This is a genomic window from Pseudophaeobacter sp. (genome assembly GCF_048267565.1).
In the GTDB taxonomy this organism is placed as follows: Bacteria; Pseudomonadota; Alphaproteobacteria; order Rhodobacterales; family Rhodobacteraceae; genus Pseudophaeobacter; species Pseudophaeobacter profundi.
This window is the reverse complement of the sequence record NZ_JBLWXG010000003.1, coordinates 213,218-236,742: the sequence shown is the minus strand read 5'-3', so window position 1 is coordinate 236,742 and position 23,525 is coordinate 213,218. Positions and strand designations below refer to the sequence as shown.

Sequence of the window (23,525 nt, the reverse complement as noted above, 5' to 3'; positions counted from 1 at the left end):
GTTGTGATCTGCTTGTGCAGCTGCCCGCCCGACAGGAGGCCCGGCCATGGATGACGAAATCAGTTGCCGTGATGTGACGCCGCTGACCCTGCACGCGCTCAGCGTGGGTGAGGGTATTCTTGCGCTCTGTCCTTTGCCGGGGGCGGGAGGTGATTTTCAGGGGGATATGGCGCATCTGCATGACTGGCAGCCGGGGTTGGTGATTTCGATGACCACCGATGTGGAACATCTTGCCGCAGGTGCCGCGAGTCTGGGGCAGGATATTCAGGCCATGGGTTGCCGCTGGCAGCATTTGCCGGTGCCGGACTATGCACCACCAACGCCGGATATGCTGAACCAGTGGCCCGGGATCAGCACCCTTGCACGCCAGGCACTGCGCGGCGGAGGGCGGGTTCTGGTACATTGCCGGGGTGGCTGCGGCCGGTCGGGGATGGTGGTGCTGCGGCTGATGATTGAGGCGGGCGAGCCGCCGGATCAAGCGTTGCAGCGGTTGCGGGCGGTGCGGCCCTGTGCTGTCGAGACAGAGCCGCAGATGCATTGGGCGGTGACCGGCGCTGGCCCCTAGGCCGGTTCGGGAACCATAGGATTTGTCAGCACTTGCGCCAAGGCGCAGGGACGGTGTGGCAATGTGCTTGCGACAAGGGGAAAGTCCGCTTGGGCTGGGGCCAGAAAGGCATCGGCAAATCTGTCCAGCGCCGAGATTTCTGCCGCAGGGGGCACGTCGCAAAAGACGCGAATGCGGTGATGGCTGGCGACAAAACGTGCATCGCAGGTCCGGGGGCAGCCCTCTAGCTTGCTTTCACCGCTGAGCTCAAATTCAGGTGTGGTTACCGGGCGGGCCTTGTCCAGCGCCCCGGTGAGGGCGGTGACCATACGGGCCAGGGCCGGGCAGGGGCCCCCTGTATGCAGGCAAAGGCTTTGGCTGGTGTGATCGGCATGGCCTTGGCCGATATCGCTGGGTGTTTTGCTGCGGGCCGGTTGCACGGCCGCTTTGGTTGATGTCGCTGTCATAATGCGCCCTCCGCGCGGGGCAGGAAGGCGCGAGAGGGTCAGCATTTTCCCTAGGCGATGATCGCCTAGCCAACGCTGACACCCGCCCGGACTCCCCGTCCAGTTTCGAGTTTCCATGCGATGGCAGGTCTCCTGACTTGCGGGTCGTTGCGGGTTCGGTCCTTCCCGGCTGGGGCGTGCCCCGTGCCAGTGGTTTATCCGAAGCGCTCACCGCCTACAGTTGCGGGGGCAGTCGTGGAATTGGCAAAGGTATAAAACCCATGCCGCACCACGTTCCCTTTTCATCCCGGACACAAAATCATGCGCCTCGAGAACCATCCCTTCACCGCTAACGCCGTCAGGGATGAGTCGTCAATCGCCATTTGCAGCGGGGCAGGAATTGGCGGCGCTGACAGGATGGCAGAGCTGACGTAATTGGACCTAGGCGGTATGGTTCAGCCGGTCTTCGGTAAGGCTGGCAAATTCCGCCACCCGGTGGCGAAAACGGCGGTTGACCTTGGCGCGGGCCAGTTTCAGGGATTGCAGCAGCAGTCGCCCTGACAGGGTCTTGGCCTTTAGCTTCACCTTGACCGAAATGCGGGTGCGCTTTGGTGACAGCGCCATAAGTTCGATCTGGCCCTGACCTGTCAGGCTGTTGCTGTCGCCGTTCAGGCCAATCAGTGTTGCTGGCTCATAGGTGGCAAGTTCCAGGTGGACTTCGCGTGGCTTGCCGCGAAAATCTGCCCGCAGATCCCAGGCCAGGCCAACCTGCGGCGTGCTGTCGTTGCTCAGCCGCTGGACTTCGATGCCACGCCGGATCGCCGAGCGTTCGAAATTGCCAAAATCAGAAAGTGCGTCAAAGACGTCAGAGAGGGGCGCATCGACGTCCTCATTGCTTGATAATTCCATGCTATGCCTTCTGGCGCTTGGCCAGCCCTCAGGGTGTCTTGTCGAATTTTGATGGTAGAATCATCTTCTTAATCCAAGGTGTCTGCAAGCCAGTTTTCCAGAAGAAAATGCGCAATTGAACCTTTTCTCGCGGCATGCATCTTTGGGTGGTCGCCAGCGAAGACCGTCATCATCTCTTGGCGGCTGACCCAGAGCGCATCTTCGATCTCTTTGGGGTCAATGGTGATGTCGCGGCTGGTGGCGCGCCCCTGGCAGCCAAACATCAGGGACATGGGAAAGGGCCAGGGCTGGCTGGACAGATAGCCAACCTCGGCCACGGTGACGCCGGTCTCCTCCAGGACTTCGCGCCGCACGGCAGCCTCTAGCGTTTCGCCGGGTTCAACAAATCCGGCCAGCAGTGAATACATCCCGGCAGGCCAGCCCGGAGAACGGCCCATCAACACCTCTTCGCCCTGGGTGATCAACATGATGACAACCGGGTCGGTACGGGGGAAATGTAGCGCCTTGCAGTCCGGGCATTGGCGTTGCCAGCCGCTCTGGGTGATCTGGGTTTTGCTGCCGCAGCGGGCGCAGAACGGGTGCGATTGATGCCAGGACAGCAGCGCCTTGGCGGTGGCGGCCAGTTCGGCCTCCAGCGGGGTGAGCCGGGCCATGATCCGGCGCAGCTCGGCAAAGACATGGCCGGTTGGCAGGTCGGGATGCTGCTGCTCGCTGAGATCGGCAAAACTGGCCAGTGCCATTTCGTCCAGTGCATCAGGATGCCAGTTGCCCAGATCGCAGGCAAATAGATCAGCGCCGCTGGGATCCGCCCCCAAATAAAGGGCGCTGTCTTGGTAGGCCGCAGCCACAGGGTGGTCTGTGTCAACCCAGGCCAGGCCGTCCGGGCCGCGCGCCGGATCCGAACGCTGGCTCAGAACCTTGCCGCGCCAGGTTAACAGAACCTGCGTGGTTGCAGCGCCCCAGGCCAGGGCCAACGCGGTGGGGTCTTCGCGCAGCTGTGCCTTGCGATCTAACCCGCCGCCACCCCCAAAGGTTACCTGTTCTGCACGTTTCATTCCTTGCCCCCTGTGCTGGCCTGTTGTGCATTGTGATGCCCCCTTGCGGCGCGAAAGGCCAGCCGATCTGACAGAAAATTCGCGCAGGTTCCGCGTTTTGGGCGGTTCTTGCCCGTTCCGGTCTGTCTTGACTTTGGGTGTTTGGCGGCTAGCTGACCTGCAACTTGGCGACATTTTATCTAAGATGGGGCATTTGGTGCCTTTGCAAACCTGCGAAACGCTGATTCAAAGGTGAGACCCCTCAGCGGGGGGCGGATAAAGCACGGATTGGAGCGGGCAGTGACAGCTGCGAATTCAGCGGTATGACAGCGTTTACGGCATCTACATCTGTAGGTTCTGACCTCTTGGATGAAGGGGCAGAGGAAGGCTCTGGCCTATTGCGCATCCTTGCGACAACCGATCTGCACTGCAACCTGCTGAGCCATGACTATTTTGCTGATCGCCCCGATCCGGGTGTTGGCCTGTCCCGGATTTCCAGCCTGATTGGCGAGGCGCGCCGCGAAGCAGAGGCCTGCGGCGGGGTCGCATTGCTGCTGGACAACGGTGATGCCCTGCAGGGCTCTCCGTTGGGTGAGGCAGCGATGCCGGCGCCGGATGGCAGCTCGGGGGATGTAACCACTGGGCCCCATCCTTTGATGGCGGCGTTTGCAGCGCTGGATTACGATGTGCTTGGTCTGGGCAACCATGATTTCAACTTTGGCCTGCCTGTCTTGAAGGCCATCTTGCGCGATGCCCCCTGTGCGGTGGTCTGCTCCAATATGCACCCGGTTGTGCCGGGCCAAGACCTGCCCTTTGTCAAAACATGCATACTGGAGCGCCGGTTTGCGGCCCTGCCGGATGCGCCACCGGTGCGGGTGGGCGTATTGTCGGTGCTGCCGCCCCAGACGATGATCTGGGACGCGCATTTGTTGCAGGGGCAGGTCCGGGTGCAGGATATGGTCCAGGCTGCCACCGTAAGCGCGGCCGAGCTGCGCGCGCAGGGCTGTGATCTGGTCGTTGCCCTGGCCCATACCGGGGTGGGGGGGGCGGATGCGGTGCCGCAGATGGAAAACGCCCTGCGCCCCATTGTGGCCACCGCAGGCATTGATGCGGTAATTGGTGGACATACCCATCTGGTCCTGCCGGACCCGGCGCAGGCCTTTGCCAAGCCGGTGGTGATGCCGGGCGCGCATGGCTCGCATCTGGGGCAGATTGATCTGCAGCTGACCCATGGGCGGGATGGGTGGAAGATCAAGACCTGGAGCGCCTGCGCCAAACCGATTTCGCGCCGCGATGCCTGGGGCAAGCTGACGCCGAAGGTGCCCGAGGACGCAGAGTTTGTCGCGACCCTGGCGGAGGCCCATACCCAGACACAGGCCCGCATGAAAGAGCCGGTTGGCCATAGTGCCGAAGCCTTGCATTCGTATTTTACCTTCTTTGCCAAGGACCACGGGCTGGCGCTGTTGTCCTGCGCCCAGATGGCGGCGGTGCGGCCGATGTTGCAGGGCACTCCGGCGGGCGAATTTCCGCTGTTGTCAGCGGTGGCGCCGGGTAAATTTGGCGGTCGTTCGGGGCCGGAAAGCTATACCGATATTGCTGCCGGGGATCTGTGTATGCGCAACGTCGCGGATTTGCAGGTGTTTCACAATGCCATCTGGGTGGTGCAGGTCAGCGGTGATCAGCTGCGCGATTGGTTGGAGATGTCGGCCGGGTTGTTCAATCAGGTCGCTCAGGGGGCGCGCAATGTGGACCTGGTCAACCTCGACCGGGCCGGGCATAATTTTGATGTGATCTTTGGTCTGGAATATGAAATTGACCTGTCTCAGCCGCCGCGCTTTTCGTCGTCCGGGGTGTTGATCAACCCGGAAGCGCGCCGCATCCGCAGGCTGCGGTGGAACGGTGAACCCGTCACTGGCGCGCAACAATTTGTAGTTGCTACAAGTAGTTATCGGGTCAGCGGCGGTGGGAATTACAAGATGGTGCAAGAGGCGCAGCAACTGCATCTGCCCACGGTCAAGATCCGCGATGCCATCTGTGATTATGTGTCGGGCCGCCTGCCAAAAGACGCGCTGGAGCAGGCCCCCTATCCCTGGCGGCTGGCGCCGATGCCGGGGGCGCGGGTGGTTGTCTTCACCGGGCCGGTTGCCCGCAATCACCTGGCAGAGTTGCCTGCCGATCAGGTGGAAGATCAGGGCGTGACGCCAAATGGTTTTCTGAAACTGCGCCTCAAGCTTTAGCGTCAGTACCCTTGTCATTGCTGGGATCTCCGCCTATATCGGGATTCGAGAGGTTGGCGCGGGCAAGCGCCTCGCCAACCTGGTCAGGTCCGGAAGGAAGCAGCCACAACGAGCCCCGCTTGGGTCGATGTCCAACCTCTCACCTTATCCCCCCTTTTTAACGTCTCGATACCATATGGACCCTTGCGCGCAGGGGTAGTGACATGACCTGCGCAGGGCCCAGTATTGGCGCGGGGCCTTGACCATCGTCCAATCACGCCAAGGCCGCAGATGCCTTGAAGCGTGCAGACAAGGCAATGGACATGGCAGTTGCGGCTGTGAAGAAGTGTCGCAAATCAATAAAGGCCGAAAAGGCAACCTGGTAGCCCTGGCATGGTATCAGGGGGACGGCAGTGGCTAAAACAGGGCGAGCCAAATGCCGATGAACATCAAAATGCCGCCGATATTCACCCAGCCGTGCCAGATGGCATAGCGGAACGGCAGGCGCTTGCGGGCGTAAAAGCCGGTGCCGATCACATAGCTGGCGGCCCCGGCGACGACGCACCACAGGGCAGAGCTTGGCAGTCCCTGCAAATCCGGCAGCGCTGACATGCCCAGAGCCCCCAAGGCCAGATAAGAGGCGGTAGACCAGCGGGTTTTTACGGTTTCACTGGTGATCTTGTTCCAGATCGCCACGCCGGTCAGCCCCCAGCACAGCCAAAGCAGGGTAAAGGTCCAGGGAGTGCCTGCCTGTAAAAAGAAGGGCGTGAAGGTCCCTGTGATACTGGGATAAATCGCCGCATGGTCGATCCGGCGCAGCAAGAGGCGGCGATGGTGCCAGGGCGAAAAGTGATAGCAGCTGGAGGCGATATTCGAGGTCAGCGCACAGAGCACATAGACCGCCAGGGCGAGAACCAGGGTGAGGTCTAGCCCGGTATTTGCCTTGAGCGCGAGAACCGTACCGGCGGTGAGGATCAGCACCAGACCAAAGATGTGCACCGCGATATCCGCGCGCCGCTGCAGCGGAACCGGGGTGGGGTAGTTTGACACGGTGGCGCTGTCAGTCTGGGGATCAGGCCGAGCGCCCGACTTGGGCTCAAACATCGGCTCCGACGTTGGCTCAGAGGTTGGTTCAGACATGGGCAGGTCTCGCTGTGCTCTGGTTTCAGGCGCTGGTTATTTGGTTCAGCGATAAGCGCGGGATCTGCCGCTGTCCAGATTTCCGGGGCGTCAGATCACCGGGGCGTCAGGATTGCCTGAAATGGCATCTGTCCCCAGAGCAGCTGTCCGAATAGCGTGCCGGTCATGCCCTTGGCAGGCGGTGATTGCGGACCGGGTGCGAAACTGCGCTTTAGTAGCGGCCGTTATCTGCCGGATAAACGCCCAGGATTTCGACATTGGTGGTGAAATATGCCAATTCATCCATGGCAAGTTGCACATTGGCATCATCCGGGTGGCCTTCGATATCCGCATAAAACTGCGTCGCGGTGAAGGAACCATCGACCATATAGCTCTCAAGCTTGGTCATGTTGATGCCATTGGTGGCAAACCCGCCCAGCCCTTTGTAGAGCGCGGCCGGGATGTTGCGGACCTGAAAGACAAAGCTGGTGATCATCCCGTGCGCGCCGCGGCGGCTGGTGTCAGCGTCGCGTGACATGATAAGGAAGCGCGTCGTGTTGTCGCCGTTATCCTCGATCTTTTTCTCCAGGATATCCAGCCCGTAGATCTCTCCGGCCAATTCGCTGGCCAGCGCCGCTGTATGGATGTCGCCTGCGGCCGCGACATCGCGCGCTGCCCGCGCATTATCGGGGCTGACGCGGCCCATGATATTGTTTTTGCGCAGGAATTTACCGCATTGTGGCAGCAGGACCAGATGCGATTTTGCCTCGCGGATGTCTTCCAGTTTGGCACCGGGCACCACCAAGAGATTGATGTGGACCCGCACAAAGGCCTCGTCGATGATGTGCAGCCCGCTATGGGGCAGCAGGCGGTGGCTGTCGGCAACCCGGCCATAGGTCGAATTCTCAACCGGCAGCATCGCCTGCTCTGCCTCGCCTGAGCGTACCGCCTCGATGACATCCTCGAATGTGGCGCAGGGCAGCACCTCCATATTGTGGCGCGCATTGCGACAGGCCTCATGGCTGTAAGAGCCGAGCTCTCCCTGAATGGCGATTTTTCCGGTCATGAGTGCGACTTTCCTGCAAAACTTCAGCAAACGGGCATTTCGTCGCGTTGTCTATACCTTGCCACTGACGAGTGGAAGCCTTAGACAACGACGCAGACAGCTAAAACGGACACGCGATTCATGTTTGACACGATGACCCTAACCAAAGCGACCGCAGGTGTCTGCGGATCGTTCCTGGTGCTTCTTCTGGGCCAGTGGGCCGCGGATGTGCTCTACTCGGCGGAAGCACACGGTGAGCAATCTTATACAATTGAGGTTGCCAGCGCAGAAGCGGCCCCTGAGGTCGAAGAGGTCAGCTTTGAAGAGCTGATGGCCTCGGCTGATGTTGGCAAAGGCGCCAAGGTCTTTAAGAAATGCGCAGCCTGCCACAAGATTGAGGAGGGCGTGAATTCCACCGGTCCTTCGCTTTATGGCGTTGTAGACCGCGCCCAGGCCGGCGTGGATGGCTTTGGCTATTCCGACGCTTTGACAGGGCTGGGCGGTACCTGGACAGCAGAACAGCTGGATGCCTTCCTGACCAAACCATCTGGCTATGCCTCTGGCACCACGATGTCGTTCTCTGGCCTGCGCAAAGCAAAAGACCGAGTGAACCTCATTGCCTATCTGGACAGTCTCGACAACTGATCCCAATCGGGATCCGGGTGAACAGATTGTTCTATCTTTCGGATGACCAAGGGTCGCGGCATGTGCTGCGGCCCTTTTTATGTGTTGCGTGGCGTTCGGGTTTGAAATTGCGCCTGATCACGCGCTTGCGATCTGCACAGGCCCGCGCGGGTGCAATCTCAACTTGAATGTTACCGCCTGCCAGCTTTAGCTTGAGGCACAGGAAATAAGTCGGGCCAGTGCAAGGCCAGACAATGGAGGTTGTGGCGAATGGCATCCCGTATGGCAGAGAAACAAACAGGCTATCAGCAGGGGCGGCGATCGCAGATTCGCGCCGGTCAGGCCAATCCCGTGGCCAAAGCGGTGGAGGCATCACATGCGTCAATCCGCGCCGTCTTGCTGTTGATCCTGGGCTTTGCCCTTGCGCTGGTCCATGCCTTGCCGCTGCGGGCCGAGGGCGAGACTGTCAAAAGTCACGGCTTTGCCGAATTTGGCACGCTGAAATACCCCGAAGGCTTTGCCCATTTTGAATATGTGAACCCCGAGGCCCCCAAGGGCGGCGAGCTGTCGATTTCAGCGGTGGGTACCTTTGACAGTATGAACCCTTTTACCCGCAATGGTCGCGCCGGGGCTTTGGCCTCAAACCATTTTGAGAGCCTTCTGGTGGAATCCTATGATGAGCCGGGGTCTTATTACGGATTGATCGCCGAAAGCCTGGAATACCCGCCGAGCCAGGATTGGGTGGTTTTCAATCTGCGCCCCGAGGCGCGTTTTTCCGATGGTAGCCCGGTAACGGCGGATGATGTTGTGTTTTCCCACAACATCCTGTTGGATCAGGGCTTGCAGTCCTATGCCGAAGCCGTGCGCAAGCGGATCCCCAAGGCCGAAGCGCTGGGCCCGCATCAGGTGAAATTCTACTTCTCGCCCGATTTTCCGCGCCGCGCCATGATCAGTCAGGTGGCAGGTACGCCAGTGTTTTCCAAGGCCTGGTTTGAGGCTGATCCCGAAAACCGTCGCCTGGACGAACCGCGCCTTGATCCCGGTATCGGATCAGGCCCCTATATTCTGGAAAAGGCTGAAATCAATCAGCGCATTACCTATCGCCGCAATCCCGACTATTGGGGCAAGGATCTGAACGTCAATATTGGTCGCCACAACTATGATACCATCCGGGTAGAGTATTTTGGCGACAGCATCGCCGCGATGGAGGGCTTCAAGGCCGGCGTTTATACTCTGCGCCCGGAAAACAGCTCCAAAAGCTGGGCCACGTCTTATGATTTCGAGGCAGTTGCCAATGGCAATGTAATCAAGGACGAAATCCCCGACGGCAATGTACCCGCCGCCAATGGCTTTGTGATGAACCTGCTGCGGCCCAAATTCCAGGACATCCGTGTCCGTGAAGCCGTGCAGCTGGCCTTCAACTTTGAATGGACCAATGAGAGCCTGCAATACGGGCTGTTCCGTCACCGCAGTTCATTCTGGCAGGATAGCGCGCTAGAGGCGAAAGGCATCCCCCAGGGGCGTGAACTGGAAGTGTTGACCGCGCTGGCGGATCAGATTGATCCTGCCATCCTGACGTCGGAACCGGTGATGGCGCATAGCTCCAAGCCGAAACGGCCCAATGATCGCCGCAACCTGCGCCGCGCCATGCAGCTGCTGGATGAGGCCGGCTGGGCCGTCAACGGTGAAGGGCTGCGCCAGAACGCAGAGGGCGAGGTGCTGAAGATCGAATTCCTGCTCGACAGTCCAACGCTGGAACGCATTGTTGGCCCCTATGTGTCAAACCTGCGCGCCATGGGCATTGATGCGGTGCTGAACCGGGTGGATTACGCGCAATATACCAGCCGCCGCCGGGAAAAGGAGTTCGATATGATCTCGACGGCTTATCCCATGTCGTTGGAGCCTTCGACTGGCCTTTATCAGTATTTTGGGTCTGAAGCGCATAAGTTTTCGGTCTTCAACCCAGCGGGTCTGGCGGATCCGGCGGTTGATGCGCTTATTGACAATATTGTTGATGCCAAGACACCAGAAGAGCTGCACGCCAATGCGCAGGCGCTGGACCGGGTGTTGCGGGCCAAGCGGTTCATGGTGCCAACCTGGTATCTGGATGTCAGCTGGGTGGCCTACTGGAAGCAATATGCATACCCTGAAAACCTGCCGCCCTATGATACCGGTCTTCTGGATCTGTGGTGGGTGGATGCGGACCGCGAGGCTGAATTGAAAGCCTCGGGCGCCTTGCGGTAAGGGCGCGACATGGCAGCCTATATCCTGCGCCGGCTGTTGCTGGTGATCCCAACCCTGTTTGGCATTATGGTGGTGAACTTTACCCTGGTGCAATTTGTCCCCGGCGGCCCGGTAGAACAGGTGATCGCGCAGCTGCAAGGCGGTGGTGATGTTTTCGAAGGCTTTGCCGGCGGCGGAGGTGATTCTGGTGGATCATCGGTGATCGAAGCTAATGACAGCTATGCAGGCCGTCAGGGCCTGCCGCCGGAACTCATCGAGGAGCTGAAAGAGCAGTTTGGCCTGGATAAGCCACCGCTGGAGCGCTTTGGTCTGATGCTGTGGAATTACATGCAGTTCGATTTCGGCGAGAGCTATTTTCGCAAGATCGATGTGACCGAGCTGGTGTTGGAAAAGATGCCGGTCTCGATCTCGTTGGGGCTGTGGTCGACCTTGATCGCCTATATGATCTCGATCCCCATGGGCATCCGCAAGGCGCTGCGCGATGGCTCGCGGTTTGATACCTGGACCAGCGGCGTGATCATTGCCGCCTATGCGATCCCGTCGTTTCTGTTCGCCATCATGCTGTTGGTTCTGTTCGCCGGCGGCTCTTACTGGCAGATTTTTCCGCTGCGCGGCCTGACCTCTGACAACTGGGAAAGCCTGAGCCTGTTTGGCAAGATCGCAGACTATGCCTGGCATATCGCGCTGCCGGTAATGGCCTCGACCATTGGTGCCTTTGCGACGCTGACGCTGTTGACCAAGAATTCCTTTTTGGATGAGATCAAAAAGCAATATGTTATCACCGCCCGCGCCAAGGGGTTGAGCGAGCATCGGGTGCTTTATGGTCATGTCTTTCGCAATGCCATGTTGATTGTCATTGCCGGCTTTCCGGCGGTGTTTATTGGCGTGTTCTTTTCCGGCAGCCTGATCATTGAAACGATCTTCTCGCTTGATGGATTGGGCCGTCTGGGCTTTGAGGCCGCCGTGGCACGGGATTACCCGGTGATTTTTGGCACCCTGTTCATTTTTGGTTTGATGAGTCTGGTTGTCGGCATTCTGTCGGACATCATGTATGTGCTGGTTGATCCGCGCATCGACTTTGAAAAGCGCGAGGGCTGATCCATGGCACTATCTCCGCTCAACCAGCGCCGCTGGAACACCTTTCGCCGCAACAAGCGGGCCTATTGGTCGATGTGGATCTTTGCGGTGCTCTTTGGTCTGTCGCTCTTTGCCGAGTTTCTGGCCAATGACAAACCGATCCTGGTGAGCTATCGCGGCGAGATCTACACGCCGATTTTCAAGTTCTATCCCGAGACCAGTTTTGGCGGGGATTTCAGAACCGAAGCGATCTACCGCGATCCCGAAGTGCAGTGCCTTATCCGCTCTGGTGGGGTGGAAGACTGTTTTGACGAACCAGAAGAGATTCTCGAGCAGATCCGCGCCGAGACGTTTGATCATGCAGAGTTCCATAAGGGGTGGAGCCTCTGGCCGCTGATTCCTTATTCCTTCAACACCACCGTGGATCGCCCCGGCGCGGCACCCTTGCCGCCGAATAGGCAGAACCTACTGGGCACCGATGATACCAAACGCGATGTATTGGCACGGGTTATCCATGGCTTTCGTCTGTCGATCCTGTTCACATTGATGGTGACTGGCGCGGCCACGGTGATTGGCATTCTGGCCGGTGCGGTGCAGGGCTATTTCGGGGGCTGGCTCGATTTGGTGTTCCAGCGGGTGATCGAGATCTGGAGCTCTACCCCAACGCTCTATGTGATCATCATCATGTTTGCCATTCTCGGCCGCAGTTTCTGGCTGCTGGTGGGGCTGATGATCCTGTTCAGCTGGACCTCGCTTGTGGGCGTGGTGCGGGCAGAATTCCTGAGGGCGCGAAATCTGGAGTATGTTCGCGCGGCCAAGGCCCTGGGCGTGGGTAACATGACCATCATGCTGCGCCACATGCTGCCCAATGCCATGGTGGCGACGCTGACCATGCTGCCGTTCATCATCACCGGCACCATCAGCGCCCTGGCAGGGCTGGATTTCCTTGGCTTCGGCCTACCATCTTCGGCACCCTCCTTGGGTGAGCTGACCCTGCAGGCAAAACAAAACCTGGAGGCCCCCTGGCTGGCCTTTACTGCCTTTTTCACCTTTGCCCTGATGCTGTCGCTGCTGATCTTCATCTTTGAAGGGATCCGCGACGCCTTTGATCCCAGAAAGACCTTTTCATGAGTGCCATACTTGAGGTTCGCGACCTGCGTGTGTCTTTCCGCCAGGATGGCCAGGTCACCCAAGCCGTGAAGGGCGTGTCCTTTTCCGTAGGGCGCGGTGAAACCGTGGCCCTGGTGGGCGAGTCCGGATCTGGTAAATCCGTCTCGGCCCTCTCGACGGTTTCGCTGCTGGGAGATAGCGCCATCGTTGAGGGCTCTGTCACCTATGATGGGGTTGAAATGGTCGGCGCCTCGGAAAAGCACCTGATGCAGGTGCGCGGCAATGACATCAGCTTTATCTTCCAAGAGCCGATGACATCGCTCAACCCGCTGCACACCATTGAAAAACAATTGGAGGAATCGCTGGCGCTGCATCAGGGGCTACAGGGTGCCCCCGCGCGGGCACGCATTCTGGAATTGATGCAAAAGGTGGGCATCCGCGACGCTGAAAGCCGCCTTGGGGCCTATCCGCACGAACTGTCCGGTGGTCAACGTCAGCGGGTGATGATCGCCATGGCCCTGGCCAATAAGCCTGAGGTGCTGATCGCGGATGAACCCACAACGGCGCTGGATGTGACCATTCAGGCGCAGATCCTGGAACTGTTGGCCGAGCTGAAGAAAAGCGAAGGCATGGGCCTGCTGTTCATTACCCATGATCTGAATGTGGTGCGCCGCATTGCCGATCGGGTCTGCGTGATGAAGGGCGGCGAAATCGTCGAGGAAGGCCCGGCGGTTGAGGTCTTTGACAACCCGCAACATGCCTATACCCGGAAACTCTTGGCGGCAGAGCCGTCGGGCCAGCCGGCGCCTGTTTCATCGGATGCGGCCAAGCTGATTGAGACCCGCGATCTGAAGGTCTGGTTTCCGATCAAAAAGGGGCTGCTGAAGCGCACCGTTGGCCATGTGAAGGCGGTGAATCCATGTTCCATTTCGGTACGGGCTGGCGAAACGCTTGGCATCGTTGGCGAATCTGGGTCGGGCAAGACCACCATGGCGCTGGCGATCATGCGGCTGATCGCATCCGAAGGCGCCGTGCAGTTTTGTGGTGATGACCTGCGCCAATGGTCAACGCGCGATCTGCGAAGCCTGCGCAAGGATATGCAGATCGTGTTTCAAGATCCCTTTGGCTCGCTCAGCCCGCGCATGACCTGCGCCCAGATCATTGCCGAAGGGTTGGCCATTCATAAGGTCGATCAACACCGCGCCCCGCGAGATCTGGTGGCCGAGGTAATGGCAGAGGTCGGGTTGGATCCTGCCAGCATGGACCGCTATCCGCATGAATTTTCCGGCGGCCAGCGCCAGCGCATTGCCATCGCCCGCGCCATGGTGCTGCGTCCAAAACTGGTGGTGCTGGATGAACCTACCTCGGCGCTGGATATGACCGTGCAGGTGCAGATCGTCGAACTGCTGCGCGATCTGCAAGCGCGGTATGGTCTGGCCTATCTTTTCATCAGTCACGATCTGAACGTGGTGCGCGCCATGTCGCATCAGGTGGTGGTGATGAAACAGGGCGATATCGTCGAAGCGGGGACCGCCGACGCGCTGTTTGAAAACCCACAGCAGGACTACACCCGACAGTTGCTGGCCGCGACCCGCTAGAGCCTGTTGCGCAAAAGTGGGTGCCGGTTTCGCGCATCTGAAGCATACAAAATCAATCAGCCAGAGTGTGGTCGCCTGCATGCGAATGCCGCGACAGGCTCTAGGCTGCAGGTATGCGCTGGGGTGGGGTGTCGGCGTAGGCGTCAAAGGCCTGCGCGACCACCCGTGCCAGAGGGCGCGCGTCAGGCGGCAGATCAACGCCTTCGGCGGTGCGGATCAATACACCGGGAAAGGCTGCGCAAGCCTTGTCGAGCAGGGCATTGACCTGTGGCGCCGCCTCTGGGAATTCGGCCACGAGATCGGCACTGCGGATTGTGAAATGACACAACAGTGCCTCTATCATGCGCCCCCGCAGGCGATCATCGCCCTGAAAGGCATGCCCCCGCGCCGAGGCGAAGGTACCGCGATCAATCACGTCCATATAATGCGCGGTGCCGGGTGCGTTCTGCACATAGCCCTGCGGCAGCCGCGATATGGCCGAGGCACCAAGCCCAATCAAGATATCCGTCGGCGCATCGCTATAATCTTGAAACTCCCGCCGCAGATTCCGACTGTCGCGGGCGCGGATCAGGCTGTCACCGGGACGCACGAAACTCTCTAGCCCGATTTGTTGATAGCCTGCCTGCAGACAGCAGTGTCTTGCACTCTCAAACAGGGCCAGCCGCGCCTCTGGTGTGGGCAGGGTTTCCGAAGGAATCATCGCCTGGCGACGGATCTGAGCCGGGAGGTGCTTGTACCCATAAAGAGCCACGCGGTCTGGCGAGAGCGACAGCAGGTCTGTGATGTCTTGGGTGATCTGCGCCTGGCTTTGATGGGGCAGGCCAAACAGAAGATCGGTGCTGAGCGCACGAATTCCACCACGCCGCAGCATTTCGACGCAGTTTTGCAGCGTTTCAAACGGCAGAGATCGCCCAATTGCCTGCTGGGTCTCTGCGCCAAAGCCCTGAACCCCAATCGAGGCCCGCGTCATCCCGGCCTTCATCAGGGCATCGCAGCGGGGCTGGTCAAAATCATTCGGGTCTATTTCAACAGAAAACTCGGCCTTTGGTGCCAGCGGAGCAAGCCCGGCAATCGCGGTTGACAGTGTCGCTATTAATTCAGGTGGTAAGATGGTCGGTGTGCCGCCGCCCCAGTGGAGCCGGGCCAGTTGAACCCTGTTTGGCAGATGCGGTTTCAGCAGGGCGATTTCCTGCTGCAATGCTGTGACATAGGCTTCGACCTGCGCAATAGAGCGCGCCCCTTGGGTGCGGCACATGCAAAACCAACAGAGATTCTGGCAGTAGGGTATATGGAGATACAGCCCGATCTGACTGCCCTCAGGAATTTGCTCCAGCCAGGATGCAAAGTGTTCGGGGCCTAGGCTGAGGCTGAAATTCTCTGGTATTGGATAACTGGTGTATCGCGGCACTTTGGCGCGAAACAATCCGAGCTTGGCCAATTGTGATTCCTGAGACATATCCCTATTCTAGGGGGCGATGGCACGACTGAAATTGACCTGGATCAAATGGGATTACTTATGACCGTCGATACCCTCGCCCATGTCAGCTGCGCTGATTGCCCGATTCGCCACCGCGCCGTTTGCGCCCGCTGCGAAGAAGATGAACTGGCGGCGCTGGATGGTATCAAATACTACCGTAGCTATGAGGCGGGGCAATCGATCATCTGGTCTGGGGACGTGATGAACTTTGTTGGTTCTGTGGTCTCTGGCATCGCGACGTTGACCCAGACAATGGAGGATGGCCGCACCCAGATGGTGGGGCTGTTGTTGCCAAGCGACTTTGTCGGCCGTCCGGGGCGCAGTGGTGCCGCCTATAATGTGGTGGCCACCACCGATCTTGTGATGTGCTGTTTCCGCAAGAAACCCTTTGAAGACCTGATGGCGCGGACGCCGCATATTGCGCAACGCTTGCTTGAAATGACCCTGGATGAGCTGGACGCTGCGCGAGAATGGATGCTGGTGCTGGGCCGGAAAACCGCGCGGGAAAAAATCGCCAGCCTGCTGACGATCATTGCCCGCCGAGATGCCTCGCTGACGCCACAGGGGGTGGTCAATACGCTTACCTTTGATCTGCCGCTCACCCGTGAGGCCATGGCAGATTATCTGGGGCTCACGTTGGAAACGGTCAGCCGTCAGATGTCTGCGTTGAAAAAAGACGGGGTAATTACCCTGGAAGGCAAGCGCCGTATTCATGTGCCGAATATGGCCCGCCTGTTTGAAGAAGCCGGCGATGACAGCGATGGTGGTTTCCTTAGCTGATCGTCTTTGGTTTGGCTTGTCCCGGCTGGGTAGAGACTGCGCCGGGCAGGTCGCCAGATGATGGTCTAGCCAGGGTTTTCGCGTAGCCAAGCGGCAACCTGGCGACTGGCAGAATCGGCGCTGCGCCCGGACATGTGCCACAGGCGCAGGGCGCGTGGCAGCTGTGCGCGATGGGCAAAGGGCGCGACGAGGCGGCCGCTGGCCAGATGCGGGGCCAACAGGGCCTGGTGCCCGATCAGGATCCCGGCTCCGTTCAGTGCCTCTTCCACCGCCAGCGCATAGAGCGAATAGAGCGGCCCACGCGGCGTGATTTGGTGCTGCGGAGCGGCACTCTCAAGCCAGTGGTGCCAGTCGCCCTCCCAGGTGGTGTCGAACAGGCAGGGGTGATCTGTTAGAGCCTGGGGGCTGCGCAGTCGGGCTGCCAGCTGCGGCGTACAGACCGGAAAGATCACATCCTCGGCCAGTACATCCCCGCGATCCGCATCAAAGAACAGGCACAGATCATAGGGTGTGCGCTTGAGATTCGGCGGCTGCTCCAGCGCGGTGATTGAGATTTCGGTATTGGGGAGGGCGGCGCGCAGCTGCGGCAGACGTGGCGAAAGCCAGAATTGCGCAATCGCGGGCAGGGTGGCGATATGCACCACCCGCGGTGCGGCCTTGTCGCGCATCATTTGCACCGCCCGTCCCAGTTGGTCAAACGCCTGGCTGAACTCTGGCAGCGCCTGCGCCCCCAGCGGGGTAAGCGCCACCCCCTTGGCGCTGCGTTGAAACAGCGGCGCCCCCAGGGCGCTTTCCAATGTCTTGATCTGGGCTGAAATTGCGCCGGGGGTAACGCCCAGCTCATCCGCCGCAGCGGCAAACCCGCCCAGTCGCGCGGCAGCTTCAAAGGCCCGCAGAGAGGTCATGGCAAAGGATTTGGGCCGGGGAGGGGAAACGGGCATGAATTAGCCTTAATTTTTCTGACCCTAGATTTTCAGAAAACTGATTTGCGCACAAGCCCGCCCAGGGCGCAACTGATGCAAAGCCCCCCTGCAGCGGACGCTGCCCTATTGGAGACCGTGAAATGACAAGATTAGGCAACCGCGCCTGGGTGCCCGCCCACTGTGAGGCCCGCGTTCAGGAGATTGACGCCGCTACGGATGGCCTGCCCAGCAGCGCCGTCGCCGCGCGCATAGAGGCCCTGATCCAGCGCAACAGTCAGATCCACGATCATGACTGTTTCAATCTGAACCCAGCGACCAATGTGATGAACCCCGCCGCCGAGGCCGTTCTGGCGCGGGGCTTGGGCAGCCGTCCGTCTCTGGGCTATCCGGGTGACAAATACGAAATGGGGCTGGAGGCGATCGAAGAGATAGAGGTCATGGCGGCGGCTCTGGCCGCGCAGGTCTTTGGGGCGAAATACGCTGAAATCCGGGTGGGTTCCGGGGCGCTGGCCAATCTCTATGGTTTTATGGCGCTCACCAGCCCCGGCGATATCATCATCGCGCCGCCTGCGACGGTGGGTGGCCATGTGACCCACCACAGCGATGGCTGCGCCGGTCTTTATGGGCTGGTGCCACATTCCGCGCCGGTCAATGCCGATGGCTACACGGTGGATCTGGCGGCGCTGCATGACCAGGTGCAGCAGTTGCGGCCCCGGCTGATCACCATCGGCGGCAGTCTCAACCTTTTTGCGCATCCGGTGGCCGAAATTCGTGCCATTGCCGATGAGGTCGGTGCCAAGGTGCTGTTTGATGCGGCGCATCAATGCGGCATGATTGCGGGGGGCGTATGGGCCAACCCTCTGGAACAGGGCGCGCATCTGATGACCATGAGCACCTACAAAAGCCTCGGTGGTCCGGCTGGCGGGCTGATTGTCACCAATGACAGCGCGATTGCCGAGCGGCTGGATGCTATCGCCTTTCCAGGCATGACGGCAAATTTTGATGCGGCAAAATCCGCCTCTCTAGCGTTGAGCCTGCTGGACTGGGTTGATCACGGCGCGGATTATGCTGATGCGATGGTCGCTTTGGCCCAGGCCCTGGCGACAGAGCTGGAAGCGCTGGGGATGCCGGTCTACAAGCCGGGCGGCGGCAGGGATGCGCAGGCTACCAGCTCGCATCAGTTTGCGCTGGAGGCTGCGCGATTTGGCGGCGGGCAGGCGGCGTCAAAACGGCTGCGCCAGGCCGGTTTCCTGGCCTGCGGGATTGGTCTGCCGATTGATCCGGTGGCGGGTGATATGAACGGGCTGCGCATTGGCACCCCGGAATTGGTGCGCCGTGGCGTCACCCCGCAGGATGCCCCGGCCTTGGCCCGTCTGATTGCAGCGGGGCTGGCTGGAAATGATCCGGCTGCGGTTGCGCAATCCGTGCAGCAGATGCGGGCGCAATTCCAAGGTCTGCACTTTATGCGTTGCTGAGCAGCCACCATGGCGCCTGCCGCGATCTGCAACGTAAAAGGCCTGCCAGATTTGGCAGGCCTTTGGTGTCGCGGATGAGAAACGCCTAGTGCGCCATGAGCACCGGAACGGTCGCCTTTTCCAGCATGTTGCGGGTGGCACCGCCCAGGATTGCCTCGCGAAAGCGCGAATGGCCATAGGCCCCCATCACGATCAAATCGGCCTGGGTGTCGGTCGCGTGCCGGATCAGCACATCCGAGACCCGCGGCAGGGTTTTGCTAAGCACGTCAATTTCACAGGCCACCCCGTGGCGCGCCAGCATCTGTGCCAGCAAGCCGCCAGGGTCAGAGCGGTCAGGCCCGTGTTGCGGCGGGTCGATCACCACGATGCGCACCAAATCCGCGCCGGTCAAGAACGGCAGAGATTTGCGAATGGCGGCCATGGCCTCGGTGCTTTCATTCCAGGCGACCAGCACGGTTTTGGGCTGGCCAATCAGCGGCGCATCATCCGGCACGACGAGCACTGGCGCGCGCCCTTCAAACAGTGCAGATTCGACCACTGGCTCGGCCTCTACGCCCTTGTTCTTGCCGTAGGGCTGCCCCAGAACCACCAGATCCGAGAACCGCGCCTGCTGTGCAACATGGCGGCCCATATCGGCAATCTGCGCGATGCCGGCATCGCTGGAAAACGGAATACCGGCCTTTTGCAGTTCTGCGTCGGCATAGGCCTGCAAGTCAGCGGCATCTGTTTTTGCGCGGGTCATGGTTTCTTGCAGGATCATCGCATTGGTTCCGGCGTAGTAATAACCGGTCTGGGTGTGGTCGACCCCCAGACAGAGCGCTTCCACATGGCCGTCAAAGATTGCGGCCAGTTCCGCCGCCTGTGCCAGAGGCGTCGCTGCGGTGTCCTGCGATGTCAGAACCGTGAGAATGGTTTTATAGGTCATGTTTCCCCTCATCTGGCTATGGATTTCACCCCGCAAAGGTTAGGGTTGCAGTGGTTGATCGCTTTCTGATGTGTCACAATTGAAATGGGATTGTCTTGATGCAGATCAATGTATTCGCGGCATATGTTTTGCATTTAGAGTATCGAATAGATGGGTTTCACGCGACTGCAAGAATCGCGGAGACATGGTGAAGGGACGTAATATGTCTAATTATATCAAGCTGATAGCGCTTGGCTTGGTCACGCTTTTTGCGATGATCGGGACCAATTATGCGCGGGATTTAGCCTATCAGGTGCATGCGATTATCGTCATGCTCGTGGCGGGTGGTCTGTTTTTGTACACGCTGCGCCATACGGGCGAAGCCAAACCAGCCGGGGGAAGCCCGCAAAACGAATATTTTGACAGTGTCGTCCGGGCTGGCGTGATCGCCACCGCATTCTGGGGGGTCGTGGGCTTTTTGGCCGGCACCTTTATCGCCTTTCAGCTGGCCTTTCCGGGCTTGAACTTTGAATGGGCGCAGGGCTTTGCCAACTTTGGTCGGCTGCGTCCTCTGCATACCTCGGCGGTGATTTTCGCCTTTGGTGGCAACGCGCTGATTGCGACATCTTTCTACGTCGTGCAGCGCACCAGCGCCGCGCGCCTCTGGGGGGGCAATCTGGCCTGGTTCGTGTTCTGGGGCTATCAGCTGTTCATCGTGCTGGCGGCAACCGGATACCTGTTTGGCGGCACCCAGTCGAAAGAATACGCCGAGCCCGAATGGCATGTTGACCTGTGGTTGACCATTGTCTGGGTTGCCTATCTGGCGGTTTTCCTTGGCACCGTGATCAAACGCAAAGAACCGCATATCTATGTGGCCAACTGGTTCTACCTGGCCTTTATCGTCACCGTTGCGATGCTGCACCTGGTCAATAACATGACCATTCCGGTGTCGATCTGGGGGTCCAAATCGGTCATCGTCTGGTCTGGCGTGCAGGATGCCATGGTGCAGTGGTGGTATGGCCACAACGCCGTGGGCTTCTTCCTGACTGCGGGCTTCCTTGGCATGATGTACTACTTTGTGCCAAAGCAGGCCGAACGTCCGGTGTTCAGCTACAAACTGTCGATCATCCACTTTTGGGCGCTGATCTTCCTGTATATCTGGGCTGGTCCGCACCATCTGCATTACACTGCGCTGCCTGACTGGGCTTCGACCCTTGGCATGGTGTTCTCGATCGTGCTGTGGATGCCCTCCTGGGGTGGGATGATCAACGGTCTGATGACGCTGTCTGGCGCCTGGGACAAGCTGCGCACCGATCCTGTTATCCGCATGATGGTGATCTCGATCGGCTTTTACGGCATGTCGACCTTTGAAGGCCCGATGATGTCGATCCGCGCCGTGAATTCGCTGTCGCACTACACTGACTGGACCATTGGTCACGTGCACTCCGGTGCGCTGGGTTGGAACGGCATGATCACCTTTGGTGCTCTGTACTTCCTGGTTCCGGTTCTGTGGAAACGTGAGCGTCTCTATAGCCTGAGCCTGGTTTCCTGGCACTTCTGGCTCGCCACAATCGGCATCATTCTCTACGCCGCCTCGATGTGGGTGACCGGGATCATGGAAGGCCTGATGTGGCGCGAAGTTGATGCCAATGGCTTCCTGGTGAACTCTTTCGCTGACACGGTTGCTGCGAAGAAACCGATGAATATCGTGCGTGGTCTTGGTGGGGTGATGTTCCTCTCTGGTGCGCTCATCATGTGCTACAACCTGTGGATGACAGTCCGTCGTGCCCCCGCCAAAGAAGCGAGCCTTACGGTCTCGGTTCCGGCAGAATAAGGAGGGATAGCAAATGTCCATTCTCGACAAACACAAAATCCTCGAGACCAACGCGACGCTTCTGCTGGTTTGCAGCTTTCTGGTTGTGACCATTGGCGGGCTGGTGCAGATCGCACCCTTGTTCTGGCTGGAAAACACCATCGAAGAGGTCGAGGGCATGCGCCCTTACACGCCTCTCGAATTGGCAGGGCGTGACATCTATATCCGCGAAGGCTGTTACACCTGCCACAGCCAGATGATCCGCCCGATGCGGGATGAGGTCGAACGCTACGGCCATTACTCGCTGGCGGCAGAGTCGATGTATGACCACCCCTTCCAGTGGGGGTCAAAACGGACCGGGCCGGATCTGGCCCGTGTGGGTGGTCGCTATTCGGATGAATGGCACGTGGACCACCTGCGCAACCCGCAGGCTGTGGTGCCGGAATCAGTCATGCCTAAATATGGCTTTCTGGAACGTGCCCACGTCGATGGCAAATACATCGGGGATCTTATGGCGGCCAATGCCATGGTCGGCACGCCCTATAGCGATGACATGATCGCCAGTGCCCAGGCCGACTTTAAGGCCCAGGCCGATCCGGATTCCGATTACGATGGCCTGCTTGAACGCTATGGCGACAAGGTCAGCGTGCGCAACTTTGATGGCCAACCAGGTGTATCAGAAGCTGATGCCCTGATCGCCTATCTGCAAATGCTGGGGACTTTGGTTGATTTCTCGACCTTCACCCCCGACGCAAGCCGCTAAGGAGACATACAGATGGAAATCTACACCCTCCTGCGGGAATTCGCAGATAGCTGGATGCTCTTGTTTCTGTTCTCGTTTTTCACCTTGGTTGTGATCTGGGCGTTCCGCCCAGGCAGCACAGCGGTTTATGAGGACACAGCCAGCATTCCCTTTCGCCACGTAGACGCTCCGGCCCCCGACGAGGCCGAGGCGACACCCGCCGCACATAAGGAGGCGCGGACATGAGCAAACCCGTCAAGAAATACGATGACGATCCCAACACCACTGGCCACAGCTGGGACGGGATTGAAGAATTCGACAATCCAATGCCGCGCTGGTGGCTTTGGACCCTCTATGCAACCATTGTCTGGGCGATTGGCTACACCATTCTGTACCCGGCCTGGCCAATGGTGAACTCGGCCACCTCTGGGTTGTTGGGCTGGTCGACACGCGCGGATGTTGCCGCTGAAATCGCGGCGGTCGAAGAGGCCAACGCGCCGATGAACGCCAAACTGGAAGCGGCCGATCTGACTGCCATTTCCGGGGATGCCGATATGGGGCCCTATGCGGTCTCGGCGGGGTCTGCAGTGTTCAAGACCTGGTGCGCCCAGTGCCATGGATCTGGTGCGGCTGGTGCCAAGGGCTATCCCAACCTGTTGGACGATGATTGGCTGTGGGGGGGCTCTATTGAGGAGATCCACACAACCGTTTCACACGGGATCCGGAATGAGGAGAGCGACGATGCGCGCTATTCCGAAATGCCCGCCTTTGGCCGTGATGAACTGCTGGAGAAAGACGAAATCGACCAGGTGGTGAACTTTGTCATGTCGCTTTCGGGTGAACCACAGGACGCATCGGCGGTCGCTGCCGGGGCCGTTGTCTTTGAAGACAACTGTTCTTCCTGCCACATGGAAGACGGTAGCGGTGATCGCAGCCAGGGCGCGCCTAATCTTGCGGATGCGATCTGGCTCTATGGCGGCGATTACGCCACCCTGACCGAGACGGTGACAAATTCCCGCTATGGGGTGATGCCACCTTGGAACACCCGCCTGACCGAGGCAGAGATTCGCGCGGTTTCGGCCTATGTGCACCAGCTGGGTGGCGGCGAATAATCGCAGCCTGGCACGGATGCGCTGATGACAGTTTGGGCCGCCCCCTGGGGCGGCCCTTTTTGTGTGAATGATCTGGCGGAGCGGTAATATTTCTGGCCCCATTTGACAGAGGTCAATTCGCCAGGCGACAAAACCGGCTTTATTGAAAGGCAGGAGGACGCAGGCTGAGACAGCGCGCTGGGGGAATGGCGGGCTGATCAGCCGGAGATCCCAAGGATTCCCTGTAGGATTCTTGGGCGTCGGCGTCGGCTTTTCGATCTGTTCGCGCGTTTCCTGAAAAGCCGACGCCTTTTCCTGCTCTCACCGGATCCACCCAACACCGACCCCTAGCCC

Annotated in this window: 21 protein-coding genes, 1 other RNA gene and 1 riboswitch; of the genes, 14 read left to right on the top strand and 8 right to left on the bottom strand. The window is 59.5% G+C overall.

The features are described 5' to 3' along the window. The first annotated feature begins 46 nt into the window (after positions 1-46). The gene (locus ACN0VH_RS09695) at positions 47-565 is read left to right on the top strand and encodes a protein-tyrosine phosphatase family protein (protein WP_278922883.1); all 519 of its coding nucleotides are present in this window, start codon (positions 47-49) and stop codon (positions 563-565) included. Here the strand turns inward: ACN0VH_RS09695 and ACN0VH_RS09690 are convergent. The 3 genes from ACN0VH_RS09690 to nudC all read right to left on the bottom strand — a co-directional run bounded on the left by ACN0VH_RS09690 (position 562) and on the right by nudC (position 2,954). Next, positions 562-1,011, bottom strand: coding sequence for a hypothetical protein (locus ACN0VH_RS09690; RefSeq protein ID WP_417700510.1), 450 nt, complete (start codon positions 1,009-1,011; stop codon positions 562-564). The genes ACN0VH_RS09695 and ACN0VH_RS09690 overlap by 4 nt on opposite strands. A gap of 105 nt (positions 1,012-1,116) precedes the next feature. Then, a riboswitch (cobalamin riboswitch) is annotated at positions 1,117-1,345 on the bottom strand. A gap of 86 nt (positions 1,346-1,431) precedes the next feature. Next, positions 1,432-1,899, bottom strand: coding sequence for an SRPBCC family protein (locus ACN0VH_RS09685; protein WP_417700509.1), 468 nt, complete (start codon positions 1,897-1,899; stop codon positions 1,432-1,434). A gap of 68 nt (positions 1,900-1,967) precedes the next feature. Next, positions 1,968-2,954: an NAD(+) diphosphatase gene (gene nudC / locus ACN0VH_RS09680; RefSeq protein ID WP_417700508.1), complete on the bottom strand. Its 987-nt coding sequence runs from the start codon at positions 2,952-2,954 to the stop codon at positions 1,968-1,970. Positions 2,955-3,256: 302 nt separating this feature from the next. Here nudC and ACN0VH_RS09675 point away from each other — a divergent pair, with 302 nt between their 5' ends. Together ACN0VH_RS09675 and ffs are read left to right on the top strand one after the other, a co-directional pair. Next, positions 3,257-5,170 carry a 5'-nucleotidase C-terminal domain-containing protein gene (locus tag ACN0VH_RS09675; RefSeq protein ID WP_490362984.1) on the top strand — a complete coding sequence of 638 codons (1,914 nt, stop codon included), beginning with the start codon at positions 3,257-3,259 and terminating at the stop codon, positions 5,168-5,170. A gap of 46 nt (positions 5,171-5,216) precedes the next feature. Further along, positions 5,217-5,315: signal recognition particle sRNA small type (gene ffs / locus ACN0VH_RS09670), an RNA gene on the top strand. A 251-nt stretch (positions 5,316-5,566) separates the two neighbouring features. On the opposite strand, the gene trhA is transcribed toward ffs, so the two are convergent. Continuing rightward, positions 5,567-6,289, bottom strand: coding sequence for a PAQR family membrane homeostasis protein TrhA (trhA, locus tag ACN0VH_RS09665; protein ID WP_417700506.1), 723 nt, complete (start codon positions 6,287-6,289; stop codon positions 5,567-5,569). A 211-nt stretch (positions 6,290-6,500) separates the two neighbouring features. After that, positions 6,501-7,334 carry a prephenate dehydratase gene (locus ACN0VH_RS09660; protein ID WP_278923348.1) on the bottom strand — a complete coding sequence of 278 codons (834 nt, stop codon included), beginning with the start codon at positions 7,332-7,334 and terminating at the stop codon, positions 6,501-6,503. 120 nt (positions 7,335-7,454) lie between these two features. On the opposite strand from ACN0VH_RS09660, the gene ACN0VH_RS09655 reads away from it, so the two are divergent. The 5 genes from ACN0VH_RS09655 (at position 7,455) to ACN0VH_RS09635 (ending at position 13,966) form a co-directional block, all read left to right on the top strand. Continuing rightward, a complete protein-coding gene (locus ACN0VH_RS09655; protein ID WP_278923347.1) occupies positions 7,455-7,958 on the top strand; it encodes a c-type cytochrome in 504 nt (167 codons plus the stop codon). A gap of 249 nt (positions 7,959-8,207) precedes the next feature. Beyond that, positions 8,208-10,181 carry an extracellular solute-binding protein gene (locus tag ACN0VH_RS09650; protein WP_417700505.1) on the top strand — a complete coding sequence of 658 codons (1,974 nt, stop codon included), beginning with the start codon at positions 8,208-8,210 and terminating at the stop codon, positions 10,179-10,181. A gap of 9 nt (positions 10,182-10,190) precedes the next feature. After that, a complete protein-coding gene (locus ACN0VH_RS09645) occupies positions 10,191-11,279 on the top strand; it encodes a microcin C ABC transporter permease YejB (protein WP_417700504.1) in 1,089 nt (362 codons plus the stop codon). A 3-nt stretch (positions 11,280-11,282) separates the two neighbouring features. Further along, positions 11,283-12,389 carry an ABC transporter permease gene (locus ACN0VH_RS09640; RefSeq protein WP_278923344.1) on the top strand — a complete coding sequence of 369 codons (1,107 nt, stop codon included), beginning with the start codon at positions 11,283-11,285 and terminating at the stop codon, positions 12,387-12,389. Further along, a complete protein-coding gene (locus ACN0VH_RS09635; RefSeq protein ID WP_278923343.1) occupies positions 12,386-13,966 on the top strand; it encodes an ABC transporter ATP-binding protein in 1,581 nt (526 codons plus the stop codon). Before ACN0VH_RS09640 ends, ACN0VH_RS09635 begins: the two co-directional genes overlap by 4 nt. A gap of 100 nt (positions 13,967-14,066) precedes the next feature. On the opposite strand, the gene ACN0VH_RS09630 is transcribed toward ACN0VH_RS09635, so the two are convergent. Then, entirely contained in the window at positions 14,067-15,422 is a 1,356-nt protein-coding gene (locus ACN0VH_RS09630; protein ID WP_417700503.1) for a radical SAM protein, read from the bottom strand. 60 nt (positions 15,423-15,482) lie between these two features. Between ACN0VH_RS09630 and fnrL the strand changes: the two genes are divergently transcribed. Next, complete coding sequence (gene fnrL, locus ACN0VH_RS09625; protein WP_278923341.1) at positions 15,483-16,223, top strand: transcriptional regulator FnrL; 741 nt, start codon at positions 15,483-15,485, stop codon at positions 16,221-16,223. Between the two features lie 65 nt (positions 16,224-16,288). Here the strand turns inward: fnrL and ACN0VH_RS09620 are convergent, their stop codons facing one another. Then, entirely contained in the window at positions 16,289-17,164 is an 876-nt protein-coding gene (locus ACN0VH_RS09620) for a LysR family transcriptional regulator (RefSeq protein WP_417700501.1), read from the bottom strand. A gap of 122 nt (positions 17,165-17,286) precedes the next feature. Between ACN0VH_RS09620 and glyA the strand changes: the two genes are divergently transcribed. After that, positions 17,287-18,621, top strand: a complete 1,335-nt coding sequence (gene glyA / locus ACN0VH_RS09615; RefSeq protein WP_278923339.1) for a serine hydroxymethyltransferase — start codon at positions 17,287-17,289, stop codon at positions 18,619-18,621. Between the two features lie 85 nt (positions 18,622-18,706). Here glyA and ACN0VH_RS09610 read toward each other — a convergent pair whose 3' ends face one another. Continuing rightward, complete coding sequence (locus ACN0VH_RS09610) at positions 18,707-19,546, bottom strand: universal stress protein (RefSeq protein ID WP_278923338.1); 840 nt, start codon at positions 19,544-19,546, stop codon at positions 18,707-18,709. Between the two features lie 202 nt (positions 19,547-19,748). Here ACN0VH_RS09610 and ccoN point away from each other — a divergent pair, with 202 nt between their 5' ends. Genes ccoN through ccoP form a run of 4 tightly spaced genes read left to right on the top strand, consistent with a single transcriptional unit; the run spans position 19,749 to position 23,192 of the window. Further along, positions 19,749-21,359 (top strand): cytochrome-c oxidase, cbb3-type subunit I, encoded by a 1,611-nt coding sequence (ccoN, locus tag ACN0VH_RS09605; protein ID WP_278923337.1) that lies wholly within the window; start codon positions 19,749-19,751, stop codon positions 21,357-21,359. 13 nt (positions 21,360-21,372) lie between these two features. After that, on the top strand, positions 21,373-22,101 hold the full coding sequence (ccoO, locus tag ACN0VH_RS09600; protein WP_278923336.1) for a cytochrome-c oxidase, cbb3-type subunit II: 729 nt from the start codon (positions 21,373-21,375) through the stop codon (positions 22,099-22,101). Positions 22,102-22,113: 12 nt separating this feature from the next. Next, entirely contained in the window at positions 22,114-22,326 is a 213-nt protein-coding gene (locus ACN0VH_RS09595; protein ID WP_278923335.1) for a cbb3-type cytochrome c oxidase subunit 3, read from the top strand. Next, entirely contained in the window at positions 22,323-23,192 is an 870-nt protein-coding gene (gene ccoP / locus ACN0VH_RS09590) for a cytochrome-c oxidase, cbb3-type subunit III (RefSeq protein ID WP_278923334.1), read from the top strand. The genes ACN0VH_RS09595 and ccoP overlap by 4 nt, the downstream gene beginning before the upstream one ends. Positions 23,193-23,525: the final 333 nt, after the last annotated feature.

What these genes read in the sequence shown, in the direction of transcription:
- ACN0VH_RS09695 (WP_278922883.1), top strand. Translation starts at nt 47, where the DNA reads ATGGATGACGAAATCAGTTGCCGTGATGTGACGCCGCTGACCCTGCAC.
- ACN0VH_RS09690 (WP_417700510.1), bottom strand. Translation starts at nt 1,011, where the DNA reads ATGACAGCGACATCAACCAAAGCGGCCGTGCAACCGGCCCGCAGCAAA.
- ACN0VH_RS09685 (WP_417700509.1), bottom strand. Translation starts at nt 1,899, where the DNA reads ATGGAATTATCAAGCAATGAGGACGTCGATGCGCCCCTCTCTGACGTC.
- nudC (WP_417700508.1), bottom strand. Translation starts at nt 2,954, where the DNA reads ATGAAACGTGCAGAACAGGTAACCTTTGGGGGTGGCGGCGGGTTAGAT.
- ACN0VH_RS09675 (WP_490362984.1), top strand. Translation starts at nt 3,257, where the DNA reads ATGACAGCGTTTACGGCATCTACATCTGTAGGTTCTGACCTCTTGGAT.
- trhA (WP_417700506.1), bottom strand. Translation starts at nt 6,289, where the DNA reads ATGTCTGAACCAACCTCTGAGCCAACGTCGGAGCCGATGTTTGAGCCC.
- ACN0VH_RS09660 (WP_278923348.1), bottom strand. Translation starts at nt 7,334, where the DNA reads ATGACCGGAAAAATCGCCATTCAGGGAGAGCTCGGCTCTTACAGCCAT.
- ACN0VH_RS09655 (WP_278923347.1), top strand. Translation starts at nt 7,455, where the DNA reads ATGTTTGACACGATGACCCTAACCAAAGCGACCGCAGGTGTCTGCGGA.
- ACN0VH_RS09650 (WP_417700505.1), top strand. Translation starts at nt 8,208, where the DNA reads ATGGCATCCCGTATGGCAGAGAAACAAACAGGCTATCAGCAGGGGCGG.
- ACN0VH_RS09645 (WP_417700504.1), top strand. Translation starts at nt 10,191, where the DNA reads ATGGCAGCCTATATCCTGCGCCGGCTGTTGCTGGTGATCCCAACCCTG.
- ACN0VH_RS09640 (WP_278923344.1), top strand. Translation starts at nt 11,283, where the DNA reads ATGGCACTATCTCCGCTCAACCAGCGCCGCTGGAACACCTTTCGCCGC.
- ACN0VH_RS09635 (WP_278923343.1), top strand. Translation starts at nt 12,386, where the DNA reads ATGAGTGCCATACTTGAGGTTCGCGACCTGCGTGTGTCTTTCCGCCAG.
- ACN0VH_RS09630 (WP_417700503.1), bottom strand. Translation starts at nt 15,422, where the DNA reads ATGTCTCAGGAATCACAATTGGCCAAGCTCGGATTGTTTCGCGCCAAA.
- fnrL (WP_278923341.1), top strand. Translation starts at nt 15,483, where the DNA reads ATGACCGTCGATACCCTCGCCCATGTCAGCTGCGCTGATTGCCCGATT.
- ACN0VH_RS09620 (WP_417700501.1), bottom strand. Translation starts at nt 17,164, where the DNA reads ATGCCCGTTTCCCCTCCCCGGCCCAAATCCTTTGCCATGACCTCTCTG.
- glyA (WP_278923339.1), top strand. Translation starts at nt 17,287, where the DNA reads ATGACAAGATTAGGCAACCGCGCCTGGGTGCCCGCCCACTGTGAGGCC.
- ACN0VH_RS09610 (WP_278923338.1), bottom strand. Translation starts at nt 19,546, where the DNA reads ATGACCTATAAAACCATTCTCACGGTTCTGACATCGCAGGACACCGCA.
- ccoN (WP_278923337.1), top strand. Translation starts at nt 19,749, where the DNA reads ATGTCTAATTATATCAAGCTGATAGCGCTTGGCTTGGTCACGCTTTTT.
- ccoO (WP_278923336.1), top strand. Translation starts at nt 21,373, where the DNA reads ATGTCCATTCTCGACAAACACAAAATCCTCGAGACCAACGCGACGCTT.
- ACN0VH_RS09595 (WP_278923335.1), top strand. Translation starts at nt 22,114, where the DNA reads ATGGAAATCTACACCCTCCTGCGGGAATTCGCAGATAGCTGGATGCTC.
- ccoP (WP_278923334.1), top strand. Translation starts at nt 22,323, where the DNA reads ATGAGCAAACCCGTCAAGAAATACGATGACGATCCCAACACCACTGGC.